This is a genomic window from Leucobacter sp. wl10, assembly GCF_003569785.1.
Taxonomy (GTDB): domain Bacteria; phylum Actinomycetota; class Actinomycetes; order Actinomycetales; family Microbacteriaceae; genus Leucobacter.
This window is the reverse complement of record NZ_KZ983987.1, coordinates 436303-458312: the sequence shown is the minus strand read 5'-3', so window position 1 is coordinate 458312 and position 22010 is coordinate 436303. Positions and strand designations below refer to the sequence as shown.

The 22010-nt window shown below is 73.4% G+C and carries 20 protein-coding genes and 2 pseudogenes; 12 read left to right on the top strand and 10 right to left on the bottom strand.

Annotated elements, in window-relative coordinates; all coding sequences use genetic code 11:
* Window positions 1-19 precede the first annotated feature (19 nt).
* Both pdxS and pdxT read left to right on the top strand, forming a co-directional pair.
* The gene (gene pdxS, locus D1J51_RS02165; RefSeq protein ID WP_119073570.1) at window positions 20-937 is read left to right on the top strand and encodes a pyridoxal 5'-phosphate synthase lyase subunit PdxS; all 918 of its coding nucleotides are present in this window, start codon (window positions 20-22) and stop codon (window positions 935-937) included.
* Window positions 931-1545, top strand: a pseudogene (pdxT, locus tag D1J51_RS02160) (pyridoxal 5'-phosphate synthase glutaminase subunit PdxT); the annotation flags it as partial. The gene pdxS and the pseudogene pdxT, both read left to right, overlap by 7 nt.
* A gap of 50 nt (window positions 1546-1595) precedes the next feature.
* On the opposite strand, the gene D1J51_RS02155 reads toward pdxT, so the two are convergent.
* Window positions 1596-2456, bottom strand: a complete 861-nt coding sequence (locus D1J51_RS02155; protein WP_371414065.1) for a DNA-methyltransferase — start codon at window positions 2454-2456, stop codon at window positions 1596-1598.
* A 73-nt stretch (window positions 2457-2529) separates the two neighbouring features.
* Here D1J51_RS02155 and D1J51_RS02150 point away from each other — a divergent pair, with 73 nt between their 5' ends.
* Window positions 2530-2886 (top strand): VOC family protein, encoded by a 357-nt coding sequence (locus D1J51_RS02150; protein WP_119073496.1) that lies wholly within the window; start codon window positions 2530-2532, stop codon window positions 2884-2886.
* A gap of 137 nt (window positions 2887-3023) precedes the next feature.
* On the opposite strand, the gene D1J51_RS02145 is transcribed toward D1J51_RS02150, so the two are convergent.
* Both D1J51_RS02145 and D1J51_RS02140 read right to left on the bottom strand, forming a co-directional pair.
* Window positions 3024-4118, bottom strand: coding sequence for a 3-hydroxyisobutyryl-CoA hydrolase (locus D1J51_RS02145; protein ID WP_119073495.1), 1095 nt, complete (start codon window positions 4116-4118; stop codon window positions 3024-3026).
* 252 nt (window positions 4119-4370) lie between these two features.
* Window positions 4371-5699 carry an MFS transporter gene (locus tag D1J51_RS02140; RefSeq protein WP_240422770.1) on the bottom strand — a complete coding sequence of 443 codons (1329 nt, stop codon included), beginning with the start codon at window positions 5697-5699 and terminating at the stop codon, window positions 4371-4373.
* Window positions 5700-5896: 197 nt separating this feature from the next.
* On the opposite strand from D1J51_RS02140, the gene D1J51_RS02135 reads away from it, so the two are divergent.
* The 4 genes from D1J51_RS02135 (at window position 5897) to D1J51_RS02120 (ending at window position 9024) form a co-directional block, all read left to right on the top strand.
* Window positions 5897-6733 carry a DUF3097 family protein gene (locus D1J51_RS02135; RefSeq protein WP_119073494.1) on the top strand — a complete coding sequence of 279 codons (837 nt, stop codon included), beginning with the start codon at window positions 5897-5899 and terminating at the stop codon, window positions 6731-6733.
* A 74-nt stretch (window positions 6734-6807) separates the two neighbouring features.
* A complete protein-coding gene (locus D1J51_RS02130) occupies window positions 6808-7698 on the top strand; it encodes an arginase family protein (protein ID WP_119073493.1) in 891 nt (296 codons plus the stop codon).
* Window positions 7695-8090 (top strand): Fe-S oxidoreductase, encoded by a 396-nt coding sequence (locus D1J51_RS02125; RefSeq protein WP_240422768.1) that lies wholly within the window; start codon window positions 7695-7697, stop codon window positions 8088-8090. Before D1J51_RS02130 ends, D1J51_RS02125 begins: the two co-directional genes overlap by 4 nt.
* A gap of 10 nt (window positions 8091-8100) precedes the next feature.
* Entirely contained in the window at window positions 8101-9024 is a 924-nt protein-coding gene (locus D1J51_RS02120; protein ID WP_119073492.1) for an alpha/beta fold hydrolase, read from the top strand.
* A gap of 39 nt (window positions 9025-9063) precedes the next feature.
* Here D1J51_RS02120 and D1J51_RS02115 read toward each other — a convergent pair whose 3' ends face one another.
* Both D1J51_RS02115 and D1J51_RS02110 read right to left on the bottom strand, forming a co-directional pair.
* Window positions 9064-9312, bottom strand: a complete 249-nt coding sequence (locus tag D1J51_RS02115; protein ID WP_119073491.1) for an anti-sigma factor family protein — start codon at window positions 9310-9312, stop codon at window positions 9064-9066.
* Entirely contained in the window at window positions 9309-9977 is a 669-nt protein-coding gene (locus D1J51_RS02110; protein ID WP_240422766.1) for a sigma-70 family RNA polymerase sigma factor, read from the bottom strand. The genes D1J51_RS02115 and D1J51_RS02110 overlap by 4 nt, the downstream gene beginning before the upstream one ends.
* A gap of 114 nt (window positions 9978-10091) precedes the next feature.
* Here D1J51_RS02110 and aroA point away from each other — a divergent pair, with 114 nt between their 5' ends.
* The 3 genes from aroA (at window position 10092) to D1J51_RS02095 (ending at window position 13186) form a co-directional block, all read left to right on the top strand.
* Entirely contained in the window at window positions 10092-11585 is a 1494-nt protein-coding gene (gene aroA / locus D1J51_RS02105) for a 3-phosphoshikimate 1-carboxyvinyltransferase (protein WP_119073567.1), read from the top strand.
* Window positions 11582-12640, top strand: a complete 1059-nt coding sequence (gene rsgA / locus D1J51_RS02100) for a ribosome small subunit-dependent GTPase A (protein WP_119073490.1) — start codon at window positions 11582-11584, stop codon at window positions 12638-12640. Before aroA ends, rsgA begins: the two co-directional genes overlap by 4 nt.
* A 66-nt stretch (window positions 12641-12706) precedes the next feature.
* Complete coding sequence (locus tag D1J51_RS02095) at window positions 12707-13186, top strand: peroxiredoxin (protein ID WP_119073489.1); 480 nt, start codon at window positions 12707-12709, stop codon at window positions 13184-13186.
* 8 nt (window positions 13187-13194) lie between these two features.
* On the opposite strand, the gene D1J51_RS02090 is transcribed toward D1J51_RS02095, so the two are convergent.
* Window positions 13195-13608, bottom strand: coding sequence for a hypothetical protein (locus D1J51_RS02090; protein WP_119073488.1), 414 nt, complete (start codon window positions 13606-13608; stop codon window positions 13195-13197).
* Window positions 13609-13806: 198 nt separating this feature from the next.
* Here D1J51_RS02090 and D1J51_RS02085 point away from each other — a divergent pair, with 198 nt between their 5' ends.
* Window positions 13807-14055, top strand: a complete 249-nt coding sequence (locus D1J51_RS02085) for a WhiB family transcriptional regulator (protein WP_017884807.1) — start codon at window positions 13807-13809, stop codon at window positions 14053-14055.
* Between the two features lie 137 nt (window positions 14056-14192).
* On the opposite strand, the gene argG is transcribed toward D1J51_RS02085, so the two are convergent.
* From argG to D1J51_RS02070, 3 genes are all read right to left on the bottom strand, one after another.
* Entirely contained in the window at window positions 14193-15614 is a 1422-nt protein-coding gene (argG, locus tag D1J51_RS02080) for an argininosuccinate synthase (protein ID WP_119073487.1), read from the bottom strand.
* 75 nt (window positions 15615-15689) lie between these two features.
* On the bottom strand, window positions 15690-16691 hold the full coding sequence (locus D1J51_RS02075) for a malate dehydrogenase (protein ID WP_119073486.1): 1002 nt from the start codon (window positions 16689-16691) through the stop codon (window positions 15690-15692).
* Window positions 16692-16722: 31 nt separating this feature from the next.
* Window positions 16723-17559 carry an aldo/keto reductase gene (locus D1J51_RS02070; RefSeq protein WP_119073485.1) on the bottom strand — a complete coding sequence of 279 codons (837 nt, stop codon included), beginning with the start codon at window positions 17557-17559 and terminating at the stop codon, window positions 16723-16725.
* 71 nt (window positions 17560-17630) lie between these two features.
* Between D1J51_RS02070 and hrpA the strand changes: the two genes are divergently transcribed.
* The gene (gene hrpA, locus D1J51_RS02065; RefSeq protein ID WP_119073484.1) at window positions 17631-21683 is read left to right on the top strand and encodes an ATP-dependent RNA helicase HrpA; all 4053 of its coding nucleotides are present in this window, start codon (window positions 17631-17633) and stop codon (window positions 21681-21683) included.
* A 121-nt stretch (window positions 21684-21804) separates the two neighbouring features.
* On the opposite strand, the pseudogene D1J51_RS18605 reads toward hrpA, so the two are convergent.
* A pseudogene (locus tag D1J51_RS18605) lies at window positions 21805-21906 on the bottom strand (ribbon-helix-helix protein, CopG family); the annotation flags it as partial.
* Between the last annotated feature and the right edge of the window lie 104 nt (window positions 21907-22010).

The window sequence follows — 22010 nt, the reverse complement described above, 5'->3', positions numbered from 1 at the left end:
ACTGGCCAGGGTGGAGACCATGACAGAGATCGCACCCGAACCCACCGCTGCCGCCACCGCCACCGGCTCTCCGCTCGTGAAGCGCGGCCTCGCCGACATGCTCAAGGGCGGCGTCATCATGGACGTCGTCACCCCCGACCAGGCCCGCATCGCCGAGGACGCCGGCGCCGTCGCCGTCATGGCGCTCGAGCGCGTGCCCGCCGACATCCGCGCGCAGGGCGGCGTCGCCCGCATGAGCGACCCCGATCTCATCGACGGCATCAAAGCCGCCGTCTCGATCCCCGTCATGGCGAAGGCCCGCATCGGCCACTTCGTCGAGGCGCAGGTGCTCGAGGCGCTCGAGGTCGACTACATCGACGAGAGCGAGGTACTCTCGCCCGCCGACTACGCGAACCACATCGACAAGCGCGGCTTCGCGGTGCCCTTCGTGTGCGGGGCGACGAACCTGGGCGAGGCGCTGCGGCGCATCGCGGAGGGCGCGGCCATGATCCGTTCCAAGGGCGAAGCCGGCACCGGCGACGTCTCGGAGGCGACCAAGCACATCCGCGCGATCCGCGGCGGGATCGCGCGCCTCGCGGCCCTCGGCGAGGACGAGCTCTACGGAGCCGCGAAGGAGCTGCAGGCCCCCTACGACCTCGTGGTCGAGGTCGCGCGCACCGGATCGCTGCCCGTGGTGCTCTTCACGGCCGGCGGCGTCGCCACGCCCGCCGACGCCGCCATGATGATGCAGCTCGGCGCCGACGGGGTGTTCGTCGGCTCGGGCATCTTCAAATCTGGAGAACCCGCCAGGCGGGCCGCCGCGATCGTGCACGCAACGGCGCGGTACGACGATCCGCGGGCGATCGCCGACGCGTCGCGCGGGCTTGGCGAGGCGATGGTGGGCATCAACGTCGCAGACCTTCCGGCTCCGCACCGGCTCGCCGAGCGCGGGTGGTGAGCACGGCGACCTCGGCCGGTCCGGTCGTCGGGGTGCTCGCCCTGCAGGGCGGCGTCGCCGAGCACGCCCGCATGGTGGAGGGGCTCGGCGCGCGCGCCGTGCTCGTCCGGCGGGCCGATCAGCTCGCGGGGCCGCACGGGCCCCGCGTGGACGCCCTGATCCTGCCCGGAGGCGAGTCCTCCGCCATGGACCGCCTGCTCCGCCGGCTCGAGCTCTTCGAACCGCTGCGGCAGGCCATCGGCTCCGGCGTTCCGACGCTCGGCACCTGCGCCGGCCTGATCCTGCTCGCCGATCGGATCCGCGACCCCGCACCCGGGCAGCAGAGCCTCGGCCTGCTCGACGTGACGGTCGCGCGCAACGCCTTCGGACCCCAGCTCGCCTCGGCCGAGGCGAGCTTCGAGGTCGCTGGAGTCTCGGGAAGCGGGGAGGGCGGCCGAGTGCTCGGAGCGCTCATCCGCGCTCCCGAGATCATCGAGTTCGGAGCGGGAGCACGGCCGATCGCGAGGGAGAGCGGGCGGATCCTCGGCGCGACCTCGAACGAGTCCTCCGCTCTCGGAAGGATCACCGGAGTCGCGTTCCACCCCGAGCTGAGGGGCGACGCCGCGCTCCACCGCGCGCTGCTCGCCCTCGCCGGGCCCCGCGGCGGGGCGAACGGCGGTCAGGAGAAGCGCACGGGTCGATCCGCGAACCGGCCGCGCATCACCTCGATCGCCTCGGGGTTCTCGTCCACGAGCACGAAGCGCCGCCCCAGCTCCGCGGCGGCGGCTCCCGTCGTGCCGCTGCCCGCGAAGGCGTCGAGCACCCAGTCCCCGGGCCGCGACGACGCCTGAAGGATGCGGCGCAGCACGCCGAGCGGCTTCTGCGTCGGGTAGCCCGTGCGCTCCCTGCCCGTCGGCGACACGATGGTGTGCCACCAAGTGTCGGTCGGGAGCTTGCCGCGCGCCGCGCGCTCGGGGGTCACGAGCCCCGGGGCCATGTAGGGCTCGCGGTCGACGGCCTCGGCGTCGAAGAAGTACGCGCCGGGATCCTTCACATAGACGAGGATGTTCTCGTGCTTCGCCGGCCACCTGCGGCGCGCGCGGGCGCCGTAGTCGTACGCCCAGATGATCTCGTTGATGAAGCGCTCCGGGCCGAACAGCCCGTCGAGCAGCACCTTCGCGTAGTGCACCTCGCGGTAGTCGAGGTGCAGGTACAGCGTGCCGTCGGGCGCAAGCAGCCGCCAGGCCTCCTCGACGCGCGGCTCGAGGAACTCCCAGTAGTCGACGAAGCGGTCGTCGAACGCGAGCGTGCGCTCGCGAGTGACCGCGTAGCCCTGCCCGCGAAATCCGAGTCTGCCGCCGGGCGCGCCCCGCTCCGCGCGCGTGCCGCGCACCCGCTCGGCCTGTCGGAACAGCCCGGTGTTGAAGGGCGGGTCGAGATACGCCAGCGCGAAGGCGCCATCGGGCAGCTGCCGCATGAAGGGGAGGTTGTCGCCCGCGTGCACCAGATCGGGTCCGCTCGGACGCCACGCTTCGTTCACCCGACCAGCGTAGCGGTCGATGTCGGCGGCCGGCGGTAGCGTGGAAGCCACCGCAACGAGCGAAGGAGCACTCATGATCCGGCTGGGAATGGTCACCGTGGACACCGCAGACCCGCGCACGCTCGCCTCCTGGTGGGCGAGCCGCCTCGGCGGCGAGATCGTGCACGACGCCGACGGTTGGTTCTGCATCGTCCGGGCGCCCGAAGTGCCGGTGGCCCTGGGCTTCCAGAAGGTCGCCGAGCCGACCCGCGGCAAGAACCGCATGCACCTCGATCTCGACCGTGAGGCCGGGGCCGACCGCGACGCCGTCGTCGCGGAGTGGGTCGCAGCCGGCGCCGCGCACCTGGGCCGGCGGGGCGAGGAGGACTTCAGCTGGGACACCTTCGCCGATCCCGACGGCAACGAGTTCTGCATCGGCGACCCGCACTGATCCCCGGCCCGGGCCTCCTGCGCGGAGTGAGCGCAGCGAACCGAGCCCGGCCCTCCTGCGCGGAGTGAGCGCAGCGAACGCAGTCGCAGGATCCACCCCCGCGGACTCGGCGACGACGCGCGGAGGTGATGAACGCCTCAGAGCGCGAGCGGCGGCTCGTCGGCCTCGAGCTCCGGGGCGAGGATCGCGGCGAGCCGGGCGGCGTCGAGATCCTCGATCCGGTCCGGCGACCAGCGCGGATTGCGATCCTTGTCGATCACCTGCGCGCGCACGCCCTCGGCGAAGTCGGGGCGCTGCGCGAGGCGGCCGAGCACGCGCAGGTCGTCGCGCAGCACCTCGGCGAGGCCGAGACCGAGGCGCCGGGTGCGGTCGACCTGCGCGAGCGTCACCGCGACCGAGGTGGGGCACATGCGCCGCAGGTTCTCCGCGGCCGCCCGCGCCGGCCCCGCCTCGCTCCTCTCGAGCGCCAGCACCAGGCGCCGCGCGGCACCGACCGGGTCGTCGGCCGTCGGGGCGTCGGCCCCGTCCAGCGCGCCCTCCGCGATCGGATCCCACCACGCGCGCGCCGCGAGGAGCGGCGACGCGGGCGCGGGTGCGGCGAGGCGCGCGCAGGCGGATCCCGGATCCTCCCCCGCGGCCAGCGCCGCGCGCAGCTCGCGCAGGCGATCCGCGGGAATGAAGAAGTCGGCGAAGCCGAGCGCGATAGCGTCCCCCGCGCTCATCTCCCCCGCCGTGACCGCGAGCAGCTCGCCCAGCCGGCCCGGCGCGTGCGCCAGCAGCAGGTGACCGCCCACGTCGGGGGCGATCCCGATGCGCACCTCGGGCATCGCGAGCCGGCTGCGCTCGGTGACCACCCGGTGGCTCGCGTGGCCGGCGATCCCGATGCCACCGCCCATCGTCACGCCGTCCATGCACCCGACGACCGGGATCGGCGAGGCGGCGACCATGTGGTCGACGCGGTACTCGACGGCCAGGATGCCGCGCCCGTCGGGGCCGGAGATCTGCTTGATGTCGCCGCCGCCGCAGAAGCCCCGCTCGCCGGCCCCGTCGAGCAGGATCGCGCTCGAGCCGTCGCGCCGCGCCGACTCGAGCGCGGCGCCGAGCAGCTCGAACATCTCGAGGTTCAGCGCGTTGATCGCGCGCGGGCGGTTGAGCGTGATGCGGGTGATCCGCCCCTCGCGGCGGGAGAGGACCAGCGGCTCGGGTGCGGGGACGGGCGCGTCGAGGCTCATCCCAGCACCGTACCATCGGGGGCGTCGGTCGCGTCGGTCGCGCGCCCCACCCAGCCGGGCTCACACCCCACCCAGCCGGGCTCACGCTCCGCCTCGCCGAGTCGCCACGGTCTCCCCGAGTCGCCACGACATTCACGCGATTCTCGTGGCGTCTCGAGAGAGTCGTGGCGATTCGGCGAGAGGGACCCGGGGTCCGGGGTCCGGGGTCCGGGGGCCGGCGGCCGGCGGGCGGCGGGTGGGCGGCAGGGGCCGCTACGGCGCTGGCCGGTGCGCGTCGTAGCGCTGGAAGCCGCGCGCCGTGCGCAGGAGCACGAGCATGATGCCGACGATGACGACGCCGCCCAGCAGCGCCGGCGCCCACAGCGCGACGAGCGTCGCAGCGGCTCCGGCGACGAGGTCGCCCACGCGCGGCCCTCCGGCGACCACCACGTAGAAGAGCCCCTGCATGCGGCCCCGCACGTCGTCGGGGGCCGCGGCCTGCAGGATGGTCGTGCGGAACACGGCGCTCACGTTGTCGGCGGCGCCGGTTCCGGCGAGCGCGAGACCGGCCAGCGCGATCGCGGGCACCAGCGGAGCGTCGGGCGCGCGAGGCCCCTCCGCGGCGCCGGTCGCCAGCAGCACGACGCCGAAGAGGGCCGTGCATACCCCGAACACCGCGATCGCGACGGTCACGGCCCGGCCCTGCCTGCGCACCGCGCCCAGCGGTCCCGAGAAGAGCCCGCTGAGCAGGGACCCCGCGGCGAAGGACGCGGTGAGGATCCCGACCGTTACCGGCCCGCCGCCCAGCACGAGCGCCCCCGCGGCGGGGAACACCACGCGCGGCGTGCCGAAGATCATGGCGATGAGGTCCCAGATGAACGTCGCGCGCACGTTCGGAGCCCGTCGCAGGAAACGCAGGCTCTCCACCACCGATCCCGGCCCGGCGCTCCTGCGCTCCCCCTCGGGGGCGATGCTCGGCAGGCTGAGGATCCCGAGGAACGCCGCGGTGAAGAGCACCACGTCGAGCAGATAGGTCCAGGCGAAGCCGACGGTCGCCACCAGCACGCCGGCCACGGCCGGGCCGACGGTGATGGCGAGGCCCATGGTGATGCCGCTCAGCGCGGCGGCGGCGGGCAGCAGCTGCGGCGGCAGCAGGCGGGGCAGGATCGCTCCCTGCGTGGCCCCCTTGATGGTCGCCGAGGCGGCGTTCAGTGCCGCGAGCGCGTAGTACGGCCAGGTGGCCCCGACCCCGAGGAACGCGATGAGCGTCAGCGTGCCGATGCTGCACCACGCGATCACGGCGGTGACGAGCGCGACGATGCGGCGGTCGAAGGCGTCGGCGAGCGCGCCCCCGACGAAGCCCGCGACGATCATGGGGCCGAGCGCCCAGAGGGCGAGCAGCGACACCGCGAACGTCGAGCGCGTGATCTGGTAGATGTGCAGGCCCACGGCGACGATGGTGATCTGCGCGCCGATCTGCGACACGGAGTTGCCGATCCAGAGCTTCGCGAACGCCGGGCTCGTGCGGAGCGGGGTGACGTCCACGAGCAGGGAGCGCAGGTCGCGCCTCGGCCTCCCGCGGTCCCCGGTCGCGTCGCTCACCGCCCCAGCTTAGCCGGGCCCGGCAGATGGGCCGGGTGGGCCGGGTGGGCTCGCTCGCCTCGATCCGCGATCCGTGTGCGCCTTTCGGGCGCTTCGCCGGCGGTGGAGCGCCCGAAAGGCGCACACGGATTCCGGATCGCGCGGCGACGCGAGTTCCCGCACTCGCACCCGCACCCGCACCCGCTAGGCTCGCATCTGTGTTCGACTCGCGCTACGACAACGATCCCGTCGCCCGCCTGAGGCCCCGGCGCGGGCCTGTGCAGCGGCGCGAGGTGCCGCTCGCGCGCGGCCTCGTGGTCGAGCACACCGAGTCGGAGTGGTGCGGGGCCGTCGTCGGCGCCCGCGAGGGGCTCGTGCAGCTCGAGGACTTCCGCGGCAGGGTGCGCGCCTTCCCGCTGCACGACGGCTTCCTCATCGACGGAGAGCCCGTGCGGCTCGTGGTGCCGCAGCGGCGGCCCGCCGGCCGGCAGCGCACGGCCTCGGGGTCGTTCGCGGTGGAGCCGCGGCGGGCGCGCACCGCCATGCCGAGCCGCATCTTCGTCGAGGGCAGGCACGACGCCGAGCTGGTGGAGCAGGTGTGGGGCGACGACCTGCGCGCGGAGGGTGTGGTGGTCGAGCTGTTGCAGGGCGCGGACAACCTCGCCGAGGCGCTCGCGGAGTTCGGGCCGGGGCCGCAGCGCCGCGCGGGGGTGCTGCTCGACCACCTCGTCGCGGGCAGCAAGGAGTCGCGGATCGCGCGGGCCGTCGAGCGCGGGCCGCACGGCGCGCACGTGCTCATCGTCGGCCACCCCTTCGTCGACATCTGGCAGGCCGTGAAGCCGGAGCGCGTGGGCCTGCGGGCGTGGCCGTCGATCCCGCGCGAGGTGGAGTGGAAGACGGGCATCTGCCGGGCGCTCGGCTGGCCCGCGGAGGAGCCGGCCGACATCGCCGACGCGTGGGCGAGGATCCGGGGGCGCGTGCGGCACTTCCGCGACCTCGAGCCCGAGCTCGTCGGACGCGTGGAGCACCTCATCGACTTCGTCACGGTGGGTTGACCCCGTCCGGCGCGCGCCCGCGGCGGTCGCGCGGGCGTATCCTGGTAAGGCCGTGCGCGATCCGAGGAGGCACTGTGTCGAAACCCTTGTTCCTGGTGATGCCCGAGTGGCAGGGGTCCTCATCCTCCCGGGCCATGCAACTGACCGAGGGCGCGGCCCTGCTGCGCGAGGATCTGCCCGCCTCCGCGCGCCGGGAGGTGGCCGTGCCGCTCGAGGCGGGAGACGCCATGGGCACTCCGGTCGCGCGGCTGAGCAGCCTGCTGCGTGCGCGCGAGTCGGCGACGAGGGCGCTCGACGAGATCGAATCGCACGAGGTGCCCGTGATCGTCGGAGGCGACTGCGCCTCGTCGCTTCCGGGCATAGAGGCGGCCGTGCGCGCGCACGGGTCGGACCGTCTCGCCGTGCTGTGGTTCGATGCGCACCCGGATCTGCAGCACCCGAGCACCTCGCCCTCGGGTTCGGCCTCCGGCATGACGCTGCGGCACGCCCTCGGCGACGGCTCCCCCGACCTGGCCGCGGCCTCTCCCATCGCCCCGGCGCTGGTGACGCTCGTCGGAGCCCGCGCGATCGACGCCGAGGAGGAGGACGAGCTGGAGCGCCTCGGGGTGGAGGTGCTCGATCCCGTGACGATCTCGGGCGGCATCGGCCTCACGTCGAGCCCCGGCCACGAGCTCCTCGCCGCGGCCGTGACCGAGCGGCTCACGGCGTCGGGGGCCACCCGCGTCTACGTGCACGTCGACCTCGACGTGCTCGATCCCGCCGAGTTCTCGGCCGTGCACGCCGCGGTTCCGTTCGGGCTCACCGCGGCGCAGCTGACCGCCGCGATCCGCGCGGCCGTGTCGGCGCTGCCGCTCGCGGGCGCCACGATCTGCGAGTTCGCTCCCGCCGATCCCGCCGTCGCCGCCGACGACCTGCCGACGGTGCTGCGGATCCTGGCCGCGCTCACCTCGGGAATGACCTCGTGAGCGCGCCCGCCGGCGCCGCCTCCGACCGCTACCGCGACGCTCCGCCCCTGCCGTTCGCGCGGATCGGACACCTCTACGCCACCTGCGTCGGGTTCGTCTGGGGCGCCCTCTGGAGTACCGGGAGGGTCGAGCGGCGCGGGGGCCTCTGGGTCTTCCGCGGGATGCCGAAGTGGGCGTTCGGGCGCGGCGGCAGCTGCGTGGGGTCCTGCTATCTCACCGACGACAACGTCTCGCCGGCGGTGCTGCGCCACGAGCTCGTGCACCGCGAGCAGTGGCGGCACTACGGTCTCGCCCTGCCCCTGCTCTACCTGCTCTCGGGCCGCGACCCGCTGCGCAACCGCTTCGAGATCGAGGCGGGCCTGCAGGACGGCGGATATCTCCGGTCGCGATAGCCCGGGCGGCATGAGCGACACCGAGACGCCGGTCGACCCGCGGGCCGACGACGAGTTCCGGTTCCTGGCGAGCGACGCGGCGCGCGTGCACCGCGTCGCACCGCTGCCCGCGGTCGAGCGGGTGCGCGCCGAGGCGGGCGACGGACGCGGGCTGAGCGGCCTGCGGTTCGGCCCGCCCGCCGACCCCGAGCTCGTCGCGCTGCACGGCGCCGGCCTGGGCGCGCACAGCTTCGACGCGGTGCTGCTCTCGCTGGACCGGCCGGCCGTGGCCCTCGACCTGCCCGGCCACGGCCGCAGCGATTGGCGCGCCGACGCCGACTACCGGCCCGAGCGCCTCGCGCCCGACGTCGCGGCCGCGCTCGAGCGGCTCGCGCCCCGCCCCGTCGCCCTACTCGGCCACTCGCTCGGCGGGCTCACGGCGGCGCTGACCGCCGCCGCCCGCCCCGAGCTCGTCACCCGGCTGATCGTCGTCGACATCACGCCGGGCGTCGTGCCGAGCGGGGGCGCGCGCTCGGTGGCGGAGTTCATCCGGGGCCGGCGCGACTACGGAACGATCGACGAGATCGTGGACCGCGCGATCGAGTTCAGGATCGGCCGCGATCGCTCCGCCCTCGCTCGCGGTGTCGCCCTCAACACCCGCCGCCGCCCCGACGGCCGTCTCGAGTGGGCGCATCACCTCGCTCACCTCGACGCGCTGCCGGGCGACGGGAGCGGCGATCCGCAGCCCTACGCCCCCATCTGGGCGGCCCTGCAAGCGCTCGAGATCCCGATCGCCCTGATCCGCGCGGCATCGGGCATCGTCGACCGGCGGCTGACCGACGAGTGGCGGGAGCGGCTTCCCGGGAGCGAGGTGCTCACGCTCCCGGGGCCCCACAACCTGCACGAGGCGGCTCCCGAGGCGCTGGCCCGAGCGGTGAGAGACCTCTCGCGCTGACCGTCCGGTCTCGGCCCCTCTCCCCGGGCCGCGCAGCGCCTAACCGGTCGCGCGCAGCCCCCTGAGAATCGCATCGCGCAGCTCGGTCGGCGGGCAGTTGCTGTCTCGCTCGTCCTCGCACGCCCTCCTCACGACCTCGGTGAGCCGGAGGCACACGACCTGCTCCGTGCGGCAGTCGGGGCACTGGTCGAGGTGCTCCCGGATCGGAGCCGACTCCTCGGCGCAGAGTTCGCCGCGCAGCAGCTCGTACAGGTTGGCCTTCGCCTTCTCGCAGCCGCAGTCGCTCATCGCGCGTCCTCCTCGCTCTCCGTACTCCGGGCCGATGCCGCCGACCCCGCCGACCTCGTCGTCGCCTCCGGTGCCGGCTTCGTGCCCGTGTTCTTTCCAACGCCCTGCTCGCCTGCGTATTCCCCGAGCGCCTTCCGCAGCCTGGCGCGCCCGCGGTGCAGCCGGCTCATCACCGTGCCGATGGGAACACCGGCGATGTCGGCGATCTCCTGGTAGCTGAAGCCCTCGACGTCGGCGAGGTAGACCGCCATGCGGAAGTCCTCGGGCAGCGCGTTCAGCGCGTCGGTCACCACCGTCGCCGGGGTGCGGTCGATCGCCTCGGCCTCGGCCGATCGGGCCGACATGGCCGTCGTCGACTCGGCCCCGCCCAACTGCCAGTCCTCGAGATCGTCGACCGCCCCGAGGTACGGTTCGCGCTGCTTCTTGCGGTAGGTGTTGATGTAGCTGTTGGTCATGATGCGGTACAGCCACGCCTTCAGGTTCGTGCCCTCCTGGAACGACGCGAAGGCCGAGTACGCCTTGAGGAAGGTCTCCTGCACCAGATCCTGCGCGTCCTGCGGATTGCGCGTCATCTTCATCGCTGCGCCGTACAGCTGGTCGAGCAGCGGCAGCGCCTCCTCCGTGAAACGCTGTTCGAGTCTCTCCTGCGCCGCCGTATCGCTCACCCCTCGATCCTAGTCCCGCCGCGTGTCCGCTCCCTCCGCCCCGCCCGCACGCCGCCGAGCCCTGAGCCTCGACCTCGCCCTCGCGCACCGGCGACGGCGGGTAGACTTGTGACGATGCTTGAAGCGAGGATGAACCAGGGCAAGGACGGTGACGAGGTGCGCACCGGCGAGGGATCCGCCGGCGGCGTGGAGCTCTGGGCCGCGCCGAGCGCCGGGGGCCCGCTGAGCGCCCGCGTGGCGCTCCCCGGCTCCAAGTCGCTCACCGGCCGCGAGCTCGTCCTCGCCGCGCTCGCCGACGGCAGCGGCACGCTGCGCGCCCCGCTGCACTCGCGCGACTCGGCGCTCATGGTCGACGCGCTGCGCGCGCTGGGCACCGGCGTCGAGGAGATCGCCACCGGCAGCCCCTTCGGCCCCGATCTTCGCATCGCGCCCGCCGAGGAGCTCACGGGCTCCGCGTCGATCGCCTGCGGCCTCGCCGGCACGGTGATGCGCTTCGTGCCGCCCGTCGCAGCCCTCGCCCTCGGCCCGGTCGCCTTCGACGGCGACCCCTACGCCCGCAAGCGGCCCATGCGGCCCGTGCTCGACGCGCTGCGCGCGCTGGGCGCCGACATCGCCGACGAGGGGCGCGGCGCGCTCCCCTTCACCGTGCACGGCACCGGCTCGCTGCGCGGCGGCCGAGTCGAGCTCGACGCCTCGCTCTCCAGCCAGTTCGTCTCGGCCCTGCTGCTCTCGGCCCCCCGCTTCGAGCAGGGCGTGCACGTCGTGCACACGGGCGAGCGGCTGCCGAGCCTGCCGCACATCGAGATGACGATCGCCGCCCTGCGCGCCCGGGGGGTCGGGGTCGCCTCCCCCGCGCCGGGCGAGTGGGCGGTCGAGCCCGGGCCGATCCGCGCCCGAGAGGTGCGCATCGAGCCCGACCTCTCCAACGCGGCCCCGTTCCTCGCCGCCGCCGTCGCGGTCGGCGGTTCCGTGACGGTCCCCGGCTGGCCGTCGAGGACGACGCAGGTGGGCGATCGGCTGCGCGAGCTGCTGCCGGCCTTCGGGGCCCGCGTGGAGCTGGGCGACGACGGCTCGCTCGCCGTGTCCGCGGAGGGGCGTGTCCGCGGGGTGCGCCTCCACGTGCCCGAGGCCGGCGAACTCGCCCCCACGCTCGTGGGGCTCGCGGCCCTCGCCGCGCACGGCGCCGACGGCGCCGACGGCGAGCCGAGCGAGATCACGGGCATCGGGCACATCCGGCATCACGAGACCGACCGCATCGCCGCGCTCGTCGCGGAGGTCAACCGTCTCGGCGGCGACGCCGTCGAGCTCGAGGACGGCATCGCGATCCGCCCCGCCGCACTGCACGGGGAGGTCTGGCGCAGCTACGCCGACCACCGCATGGCCACCACGGGTGCGCTCATCGGTCTGCTGGTGCCCGGCGTCGAGGTCGAGGACATCGCCAGCACGTCGAAGACGCTCCCCCGGTTCCCGCAGATGTGGTCCCGCATGCTCGGGATCGAACCGGCGGGCGCCGGGTCGGCCACCGACGGCGGCGGACCGACTGCGGCTTCCTCCTCCCCCTTCGTGTTCACGCTTCCGAGCCCGCCGGACGGCACGATCTGGGCATGAGCTGGCTCATCCCCGACGACGAGGAAGACATTCCCTACGGGGAATACGACGAGCATCGTGTGCGCCAGCGCCCCAACCCGAAGGCCAACCGGCCCCGCACCAAGCGGCGCCCCGAGCACGCCGACGCCGTCGTCGGCACGGTGACCGCCGTGGACCGCGGGCGGTACACGATGCTCATCGACGCGGGCGCCGATCCCGATCATCCGGAGGAGCACGCCGTGCTCGCCGCCCGCGCACGCGAACTCCGCCGCACCCCCATCGTCATCGGCGACCGCGTGCAGCTGGTCGGAGACACGAGCGGCGCCGAGGGCACCCTCGCCCGCATCATCGGGCTGGAGGATCGCCGCACCGTGCTCCGCCGCAGCGCCGACGACAGCGACCGCGTGGAGCGCGTCATGGTGGCGAACGCCGACCAGATGCTGATCGTCGTGGCCGCCGCCGATCCCGAGCCCCGGGTGCGGCTCGTCGACCGCTACCTGGTCGCGGCGTACGACGCCGGGATCCGGCCCCTCATCTGCATCACGAAGATCGACCTGGCCGATCCCGAGCCCTTCCTCGCGCACTTCTCGGCGCTCGAGGTGCCGGTGTTCCCCTCGGCCCCGGGCGCCTGGCCCCTCGCTCAGATCCGGGCCTCGCTCGCGGGCAGGACGACCGTGTTCGTGGGGCACTCCGGCGTCGGCAAGTCGACGCTCATCAACGCCCTCGTGCCCGGGGCCGGGCGCGCGACCGGGCACGTGAACGAGGTGACGGGGCGCGGCCGTCACACCTCGTCGTCGTCGGTGGCGCTGCGCGCGGAGACCCCGGGCGCGGCTGGCGGCGGCTCCGGCTGGGTCATCGACACCCCGGGGGTGCGCTCGTTCGGGCTCGGCCACGTGACGAGCGACGGGATCCTGCGCGGTTTCACCGACCTGGCCGAGATCATCGACGACTGCCCCCGGGGCTGCACGCACCAGGACAGCGCGCCCGACTGCGAGCTCGACGCCGCGATCTCCGACGGCCGGCTCGACGCCGCAGGCGCCGCTCGGGTCGAGTCCCTGCGGCGCCTGCTGAAGTAGCGCCCCCTTTCTCCGGCTCCGCGCCGGGCGGCGAGACCGGTTCCGCCGAGCAGCTAGGCTGGGAGCATGACGGAACGCGTGATCCTCGAACCCGGACAGCCCGCCCCCGACTTCTCGCTCCGGGATCAGGACGGCACGACCCGATCCCTCGCCGGTCTCCGCGGCGAGAAGGTCGTGCTGTTCTTCATCCCGAAGGCCATGACGCCGGCGTGCACCACGGAGTCGTGCGAGTTCCAGGAGTCCTCGGCCCCGCTGGCCGAAGCCGGGTACCGCGTGCTCGGCGTCTCGCGGGACTCGGTCGAGCGCCTGCGCCGCTTCGCCGACCGGGACGGCCTCGAGTATCCGTTCCTCAGCGACCCGGAGGCGGAGGTGCATCGGGCGTACGGCGCTTACGGCACCAAGAACAGCTACGGACGCCTCATCGAGGGCGTGATCCGCTCGACCTTCGTGATCGACGCGGAGGGCCGGATCGAGCACGCCCTCTACAACGTCAAGGCCACCGGGCACGTGGCGAGGGTGCGCAAGCTGCTCGGAATCGAGGGCTGAGCGCTCCCTCAGTCCTCCGCGGCGGAGGCCCCGGCCGGCTCCGGGCGCGCGAGCAGCGCGGCGACGAACCCGACGAACGCCACGGCGACGAGGGCGAAGCCGAACCACCAGGGCCCGATCGCCATCTGCAGGCAGCCCGTGCCCACGGCGAACAGCAGCACCTGGATCGTGATGGCGGATCCGCGCACCCAGCTCGCCCCGGCGCGGGTCGCTCCGACGAATGTCGCCGCCACCCATGCGAGCGCGATCGCGGCCATCACCACCAGGCTCACGCTCTCGAGCACCGCACCGCCCGACCCGATCGCACCCAGCACCGTCACCAGCACCACCCACCCCAGGAGCAGGCTCTCGAGCGCGAGCAGCGCGCGCAGCACGGCCCACCCGGCTCGGGAGCGAGGGTGATCGGAAGGTGACGAGGTCATTGCGGCTCTCTTTCCAGACAATTGCAAATTAACTATTGATTTGCTTCTACATCCGTGAAACTATATATTCCGTCGAGTTTCGCGCACACCGACGTGAGCATTCTCAGCCACGTTTCAGGTAGTTACGGCGCGAGATTCTAGGCCACCCGGCCTCTGATGTATTTCGCGTGCGTGCGTTGCACTAGAGGAGGACAATAGATGGATTGGCGCGAGAAGGCAGCTTGCCTCACGGTGGACCCCGAGCTTTTCTTTCCGGTCGGGAACACCGGCCCGGCCGTGGAGCAGATCGAGCGCGCCAAGTCGGTGTGCGCCCGCTGCACGGTGACCGAGATGTGCCTGCAGTACGCGATGGACACCGGTCAGGACTCGGGCGTGTGGGGCGGCCTCAGCGAGGACGAGCGGCGCGCGCTCAAGCGCCGCGCAGCCCGCGCGCGACGCGCATCCTGAGAGCATCCCGAACCCGGAGAACCCCCGCCCCCTGAGCTTGTCGAGGGGAGCGGGGGTTTTCCGCGTTCGGGCGCGCCACGCGACGGGCCGAGGAGTCCCGGTTCGCGAGTCGCCCGCTGGCGGAGCCGCGGGCACCGCTAGTCGGTGCCCGCGTCGAACGCGGCGCTGAGGCCGAGCTCGTCGGCGTCCTCGTCGATCCCGCCCACCGCCTCGGCGATCTCCGCGGCGCCGCCCTGCTCGAGCTCGCCCACCAGCTCGGCGGTCGCGCCGCCGACGAGGCCGAGCCCCGCGTACTGCTCCAGGCGCGCGCGCGAGTCCGCGATGTCGAGGTTGCGCATGGTGAGCTGCCCGATGCGGTCCTCGGGCCCGAAGGCGGCGCCCACCGTGCGCTCCATGGAGAGCTTCTCGGGGTGGTAGCTCAGCTGCGGGCCGGTCGTGTCGAGGATCGTGTAGTCGTCGCCGCGGCGCAGGCGCAGCGTGACCTCGCCCGTCACCGCCGATCCGACCCAGCGCTGCAGCGCCTCGCGCAGCATGAGCGACTGCGGGTCGAGCCACCGTCCCTCGTACATGAGGCGCCCGAGACGGCGCCCATCGCTGTGATAGCTCGCGAGCGTGTCCTCGTTGTGGATCGCGTTGACCAGCCGCTCGTAGGCGACGTGCAGCAGCGCCATGCCGGGCGCCTCGTAGATGCCGCGCGACTTCGCCTCGATGATGCGGTTCTCGATCTGGTCGGACACCCCGAGGCCGTGGCGGCCGCCGATCGCGTTCGCCTCGAGCACGAGCGCCACCGGGTCGTCGTAGTCCACGCCGTCGATCGCGACCGGCCGGCCCGCCTCGAAGCGCACCGACACCTCCTCGGTCGCCACCTCGACGTCCTCCCGCCACGCGGCGACGCCCATGATCGGCTCCACGATGTCGAGGCCCGCGTCGAGAAACTCGAGCTTCTTCGCCTCGTGCGTCGCCCCCCAGATGTTCGCGTCGGTCGAGTAGGCCTTCTCGGTCGCGTCGCGATACGGGTAGCCGTGGGCGACGAGCCACTCGCTCATCTCGTGGCGGCCGCCGAGCTCCTCGACGAACCGCTTGTCGAGCCACGGCTTGTAGATGCGCAGCGCCGGGTTGGCCATGAGGCCGTAGCGGTAGAACCGCTCGATGTCGTTGCCCTTGTAGGTGGAGCCGTCGCCCCAGATGTCGACGCCGTCCTCCTTCATGGCGCGCACCAGCAGCGTGCCGGTGACGGCGCGGCCGAGCGGCGTGGTGTTGAAGTAGGTCTTGCCGCCCGAGCGCACGTTGAACGCTCCGCACTGCAGCGCCACGAGCCCCTCCTCCACGAGCGGACGCTTCGCGTCGACGTGGCGCGCGATCTCGGCCCCGTAGTCCTTCGCCCGTCCCGCGACGCCGTCGATGTCCGGCTCGTCGTACTGGCCGATGTCGGCGGTGTAGGTGCACGGGATCGCGCCGTTCTCGCGCATCCACGCCACGGCGCAGGAGGTGTCGAGGCCACCGGAGAAGGCGATGCCGACGCGTTCGCCAACGGGAAGGGAAGAAAGAACCTTGGACATGCTCACTATCCTAGGGCGCGCCGGAGGTGGGATCGGACCAGGCCGCGGACCGGATGGCGCCCGCCGCGAAGCGGATCAGACCAGGCCGAGCTCGCGCACCGCCTCGCGCTCGGAGACGAGCTCCGCCGCCGAGGCGTCGATCCGTCCGCGCGAGAACGCGTCGACCTCGAGCCCCTCGACGATCTCCCAGTCGCCGCCGCGCGAGATCACCGGGAACGAGCAGACGAGGCCCTCGGGCACGCCGTACTCCCCGCGCGAGACGACCGCGGCGCTCGTGCGGCGCGCCGATCCGCCGTCCGCGGCCCCCGTGCCGAGCACCCAGTCGCGCACGTGCTCGATCGCGGCGTTCGCAGCCGAGGCGACCGAGGACCCGCCGCGCACCTCGATGATCTCCGCGCCCCGCTTGGCCACGCGCTCCACGTAGGCGCCGCGCGCCCAGGCCGGGTCGACCGCTTCGAGCGCCGGTCGCCCCCGCACGGTCGCGCGGCTGAGGTCGGGGTACTGCGTGGCCGAGTGGTTGCCCCAGATCGCGACGCCGTCGACCTCGGCCACCGCGACGCCCGCCTCGGCGGCGAGCAGCCCGACGGCGCGGTTGTGATCGAGACGGGTGAGCGCCGTGAAGCGGGAGGCGGGCACATCGGGCGCGTGCCGCTGCGCGATGAGGGCGTTCGTGTTGGCGGGGTTGCCGACCACGGTCACGCGCACGTCGTCGGCCGCGTGCGCGCCGATCGCGCGCCCCTGCGGTCCGAAGATGGCGCCGTTGGCCGCGAGCAGGTCGCCGCGCTCCATGCCCGCGGTGCGCGGCCGCGAGCCGATGAGCATCGCGATGTTCGCGCCGTCGAACGCGACGTTCGGGTCGTCGGTGATCTCCACGCCGGCGAGCAGGGGGAACGCGCAGTCGGCGAGCTCCATGGCCGCGCCCTCTGCGCCGCGCATGCCCTGCGGGATCTCGAGCAGCCGGAGAGACACCGGCTGCTCGGAGCCGAGCATGTCGCCGGCGGCGATCCGGAACATCGCCGCGTATCCGATCTGCCCGCCCGCCCCGGTGAGCGTGATGGAGACTGGGGTGTTCGGCATGGGTCTCTCCTCTCGTGCGCCGCCCTCGCGGCTATCGGGCGTTGAACGCTCGCGGATCCGGGCCGAAGCCCAGCTGCTCGTCGAGCGCGTCGATCGCCGCCATCTCGGCGTCGCTCAGCGCGAAGTCGAAGACGTCGGCGTTCTCGAGCAGCCGCTCGCGGCGCGCGGTCTTCGGGAACACGATGCGCTGCTGCTGCACGTGCCACCGCAGCACGACCTGGGCCGGAGTCTTGCCATGCGCCCCGGCCGCCGCGACGACCTCGGGCCGCTCGAGCAGGTCCGACTTGCCCTGCGACAGCGGCCCCCACGCCTCGACCGCGATGCCCTGCTCGCGGCAGAACGCGGCGAGCTCGCGGCGCTGGTGCAGGGGGTGCAGCTCGATCTGGTTCACCGCGGGCACGACGCCCGTCGCGTCGATGAGCTCGGCCAGGTGCTCGATCTCGAAGTTGGAGACGCCCACGGCCGAGGCGCGCCCCGACTCGGCGATTCCGATGAGCGACCTCCACGCGCCGAGCGCCTCGCCGCGCTCCGGCTGCGGCCAGTGGATCAGGTACAGGTCGACGCGGTCGAGCCCGAGCCGGTCGAGGCTCTCCTCGAACGCCTCGCGCGGTCGCGGCTGGTCGGTGTTCCACAGCTTGGTCGTGACGAAGATCTCATCGCGGTCGATGCCGCTCGAGGCGAGCGCGCGCCCCACCTCGGCCTCGTTGCGGTAGTAGCTCGCGGTGTCGATGTGCCGGTACCCCGCCTCGAGCGCGTCGGAGACGATGCGCTCCGTCTCGCCCGGTTCGACGAGGAAGACGCCGAGACCCAGCTGCGGGATCTCGGTTCCATTGCTCAGAGTGACGTTCGGAATGGGCAGCGCGGTCATGGGTCTCGCTTTCGCTCGGGATCGCTCGGGGTTCTGCGGGCCCAGTCTACGCGCGGGATAATGGGAGCATCATGCCTCAGCCCGCGCCGCACATCGAGTTCCCAGAGGACCTCCCGGTTTCGCGGATGCGGGACGGGATCGCGGAGGCGATCCGCGACCACCAGGTGGTCATCGTCGCGGGCGAGACCGGCTCGGGCAAGACCACGCAGCTGCCCAAGATCGCCCTCGCGCTCGGCCGCGAGCGCATCGCGCACACGCAGCCGCGCCGCATCGCCGCCCGCGCCATCGCCGAGCGCATCGCCGAGGAGCTCGGCTCGGAGCTGGGCGGGCTCGTCGGCTACCAGGTGCGCTTCACCGACCGGGTGTCGGCCGATACGCGCATCCGCCTGATGACCGACGGGATCCTGCTGAGCGCGATCCACCGCGACCGCGACCTGCGGGCGTACGACACGATCATCATCGACGAGGCCCACGAGCGCAGTCTCAACATCGACTTCCTGCTCGGATACCTGGGGACGCTGCTCCCCCGGCGCCCCGATCTCAAAGTCATCATCACCTCCGCGACGATCGACCCGGAGTCGTTCGCCCGGCACTTCGCCGACCCGAAGACGAAGCGGCCCGCCCCGATCATCGAGGTGTCGGGGCGCACGTACCCCGTGGAGATCCGGTACCGGCCGCTCGTGCAGCAGATCGGGGTGCCTGATCCCCGCGGCGAGGCGCCGAGTACCCGGACGGAGGAGCGCGACCTCTTCGACGCGGTCGGCGACGCGGTCGAGGAGCTCTCCCGCGAGGAGCCCGGCGACGTCCTGGTGTTCCTGAGCGGCGAGGCCGAGATCCGCGACGCGGCCGACGCGCTCCGCGGTCGCGTCGGGCGGGATCGGGCCGGGCCCGTCGAGATCCTGCCGCTGTACGGCCGCCTCAGCGCCGCCGAGCAGCACCGCGTCTTCGAGCGCTCGCGGGTCGCAGGCGCCCGCCGCATCGTGCTCGCCACGAACGTGGCCGAGACGTCGCTCACCGTGCCCGGCATCCGCTACGTCATCGACGCCGGCACCGCCCGCATCTCGCGCTACTCCGCGCGCAGCAAGGTGCAGCGGCTGCCCATCGAGGCGGTGTCGCAGGCGAGCGCGAACCAGCGCTCCGGCCGCTCGGGCCGCACCAGCCCGGGCGTCGCGATCCGTCTCTACTCCGAGGAGGACTTCGAGGGCCGCCCCGAGTTCACCGAGCCCGAGATCCGGCGCACCGGCCTCGCCTCCGTGATCCTGCAGATGCTCGCGCTGGGCCTCGGCGACATCGAGGGGTTCCCGTTCCTCACGCCCCCGGATCGGCGCGGGATCGCCGACGGTCTCGGGCTGCTCGCCGAGCTCGGCGCGGTCGAGGCGGCGTCCGGTCGCGGGTCCGGCGGTTCCGGCCGCGCGAAGGGCGCCCACCGCATCACGAGGATCGGCCGCGAACTCTCCCGTCTGCCCATCGAGCCCCGCTTCGCCCGCATGGTGGTCGAGGCCCGCCGGCACGGCGTCGTGCCCGAGGTGCTCGCGATCGTCGCCGGCCTCACCGTCCAGGACGTGCGAGAGCGCCCGGCTGAGAAGCGGGCGCAGGCCGACCCTGGCGCAGTGGCGCCACCGCGGCGGCCGGGAGAACGCCTCGCGTTCTCGTCCGCAGCCGCCGCGCACGCCCGCTTCGCCGACCCGCAGGGCGACCTGATGACCCTGCTGAACCTCTGGAACCACCTGCGGGAGCAGCAGGAGGCGCTCTCGTCGAGCGCGTTCCGGCGCCTGTGCAAGGCCGAGTACCTCAACTTCCTGCGCGTGCGCGAGTGGATGGACCTGTACCGGCAGCTGACGCGCATCGCCGGAGTCAAGGGAGGCGCGGCCGCCGGTCGCGGGCTCGGGCGGGGCGACGGGGGGAACGAGGGATCCGGGTCGAGCTCGAGTCCGGGATCGGGCGAGTCGATCCACCGCTCGATCCTGGCCGGCCTGCTCTCGCAGCTCGGGGTGCGCGACGACCGGCAGGATCGCAGCGCCCCCGCTCGCGGCCGCGGCGCACCCGGAGCCGTCAAGCGCCGGCCCGCTCAGGAGTACCTGGGATCGCGCGGCACCCGCTTCGCGCTGCACCCGGGGTCGGTGCTCGCGAGGAAGCCCCCCGAGGTCGTGATGAGCGTCGAGCTCGTCGAGACCTCGCGGCTCTTCGCCCGCTCGAACGCCTCGGTCGATCCCGCGTGGGCGGAGGAGCTCGCCGGTGAGCTCGCGAAGCGGCAGATCAGCGAGCCGCACTGGGAGAAGAAGCAGGGGGCGGCCGTCGCGTACGAGCGGGTGACCCTCTACGGCGTGCCGATCGTGGATCGGCGCCGCGTGCAGCTGTCCCGCTTCGACCGGGAGGAGGCGCGCGAGCTGTTCATCCGCCACGCGCTCGTCGACGGCGAGTGGGAGGTGCCCGGCGGAGGCGCGACGTTCGCCTTCGACCGGGCCAATCGGCAGCTGCGCCGCGAGCTCGAGCAGCTCGAGGAGCGCGCGCGTCGCCGCGACATCGTCGGCGACGACGACGCCGTGTTCGAGTTCTACGACGCGCGGATCCCGGAGCACGTCGCGAGCGTGCGCGACTTCGAGGGGTGGTGGAAGGAGGAGCAGCGGAAGCGGCCGAAGCTGCTCACCATGCGCCGCGAGGACCTGCTCGAGGACGAGGCGGAGGAGGTCGACGAGAGCGAGTTCCCCAGGCAGTGGACGCACGGCGACCAGACTCTGCGGCTCGGGTACCGCTTCGACCCCGCGGCCGACGACGACGGCGTGACCGTCAACGTGCCGCTGCCGCTGCTGCCACGACTCGAGGGCTCCGACTTCGAGAAGCTCGTGCCCGGCCTGCGCCAGGAGCTCGTCACGGCGCTCATCAAGACGCTGCCGAAGGCGATCCGCAAGCACGTCGTGCCCGCCGCCGACTGGGCACGCACCCTGCTCGAGGCCGTCGGGCCCCGCCTCGACGCGCCGGCGGCGGACGCCGCGCCCTCCCTCGCGCAGCTGCTCGCCGACGAGATCCGGCGCCGCACGAGCATACCCGTCTCCCCCGACGACTTCGATCCCTCGCGCCTGCCCGCGCACCTCACGCCGACGTTCCGCGTGGTCGACGGCCGCGGGCGCACCGTCGGCACGGGCAAGGACCTGGGACGGCTGCAGGCCGCCCACAGGGATCGCGCGACGCGGGGCGTCGCCCGGGTCGCGGCGGCGGCGCTGCCCAAGAGCGAGCTCGAGCGAACGGGGGCCGTGAGGTGGGAGTTCGGCGAACTGCCCAGGCACGTCGACACCGCCTACGCGAAGGGCCGCGGAGGAGCCGGGGCCGGAGTCGTGCGGGCGTATCCGGCGATCGTCGACCGCCGCACGAGCGTCGACCTGGTGCTCGTCGCCGACGAGGCCGAGCAGGCGCGCCTGTCGCGGCGCGGCATCCGGCGCCTGCTCGCGCTGAGTTCGCCCTCGCCCGCGAGCTACGTGCGCGAGCACCTCTCCAACCAGGAGAAGCTGCTGCTGGGCGCGGGCCCCCACCGCACGCTCGACGCCGCGATCGCCGACGTGTCGCTCGCCGTCGCCGACCGGGCGATCCGCCGTCGCGCGCCCGACGGCCTGGTGTGGTCCGCCGCGGCGTTCGAGGCCGTCGCAAACGAGTACGCGCGATCCCTCATCGACGAGATCTACACCGCGATCGCCCTCACCGCGCGCGTGCTCGACGGCGCGCGACTGGCTCGCAGGGCTATCGACGAGGCGAAATCCATCCGGGTGCTGGGCCAGGTGGCGGGCGCCGCCGCCCAGATCGACGGCCTCGTGCACGAGCAGTTCGTCTCGCGCACGGGGCTCGCGCAGCTCGAGCGGCTGCCGGTGTACCTCGAAGCCGTGCGACTGCGCATGCGGGGGCTCACCGAGGATCCGGGGCGCGACCGGGGGCGGCTGAACGAGGTGGATCGGGCCCTCTCCCTCTACGAGCGGGCCGGCGGGACGATCCCGCTGCCGCCCGAGGCGCCCGAGCACCTGGTGCGCGCCCGCTGGCTCGTCGAGGAGCTGCGCGTGAGCCTCTTCGCCCAGCAGTTGCGCACCGCCGAGCCGGTGTCGCTGCAGCGCATCCAGAGGGCCCTGCGCGACGGGTAGGCCCGCGGCCGCGCGGACCGCCCGATCCTCCAGATCGACGAGCAGCGCGTTCTCCCCCGGGTCCGCCGAATGTGGGCATCGGCCGATGCGGAGCGCGCACCTCATCGCGCAGCAGCCGCCGGATGGCGTCTTCGATCACGCTCGTCTGGGTGCGCCCCTCGTCGCTCGCCCGGCGTTTGACCGCCTCCAGCAGCGCATCGGGGAGGTTCAGCGTGGTCTTCATGCAGACGAGAACACCACCGAGTATGGGTGTATGGCCGACCCGGGTGCCGGGCGACCATCGCTCCCCCTCGCAGGGCGAGCCGCGGCGGACTCGCCGCTCCCGCT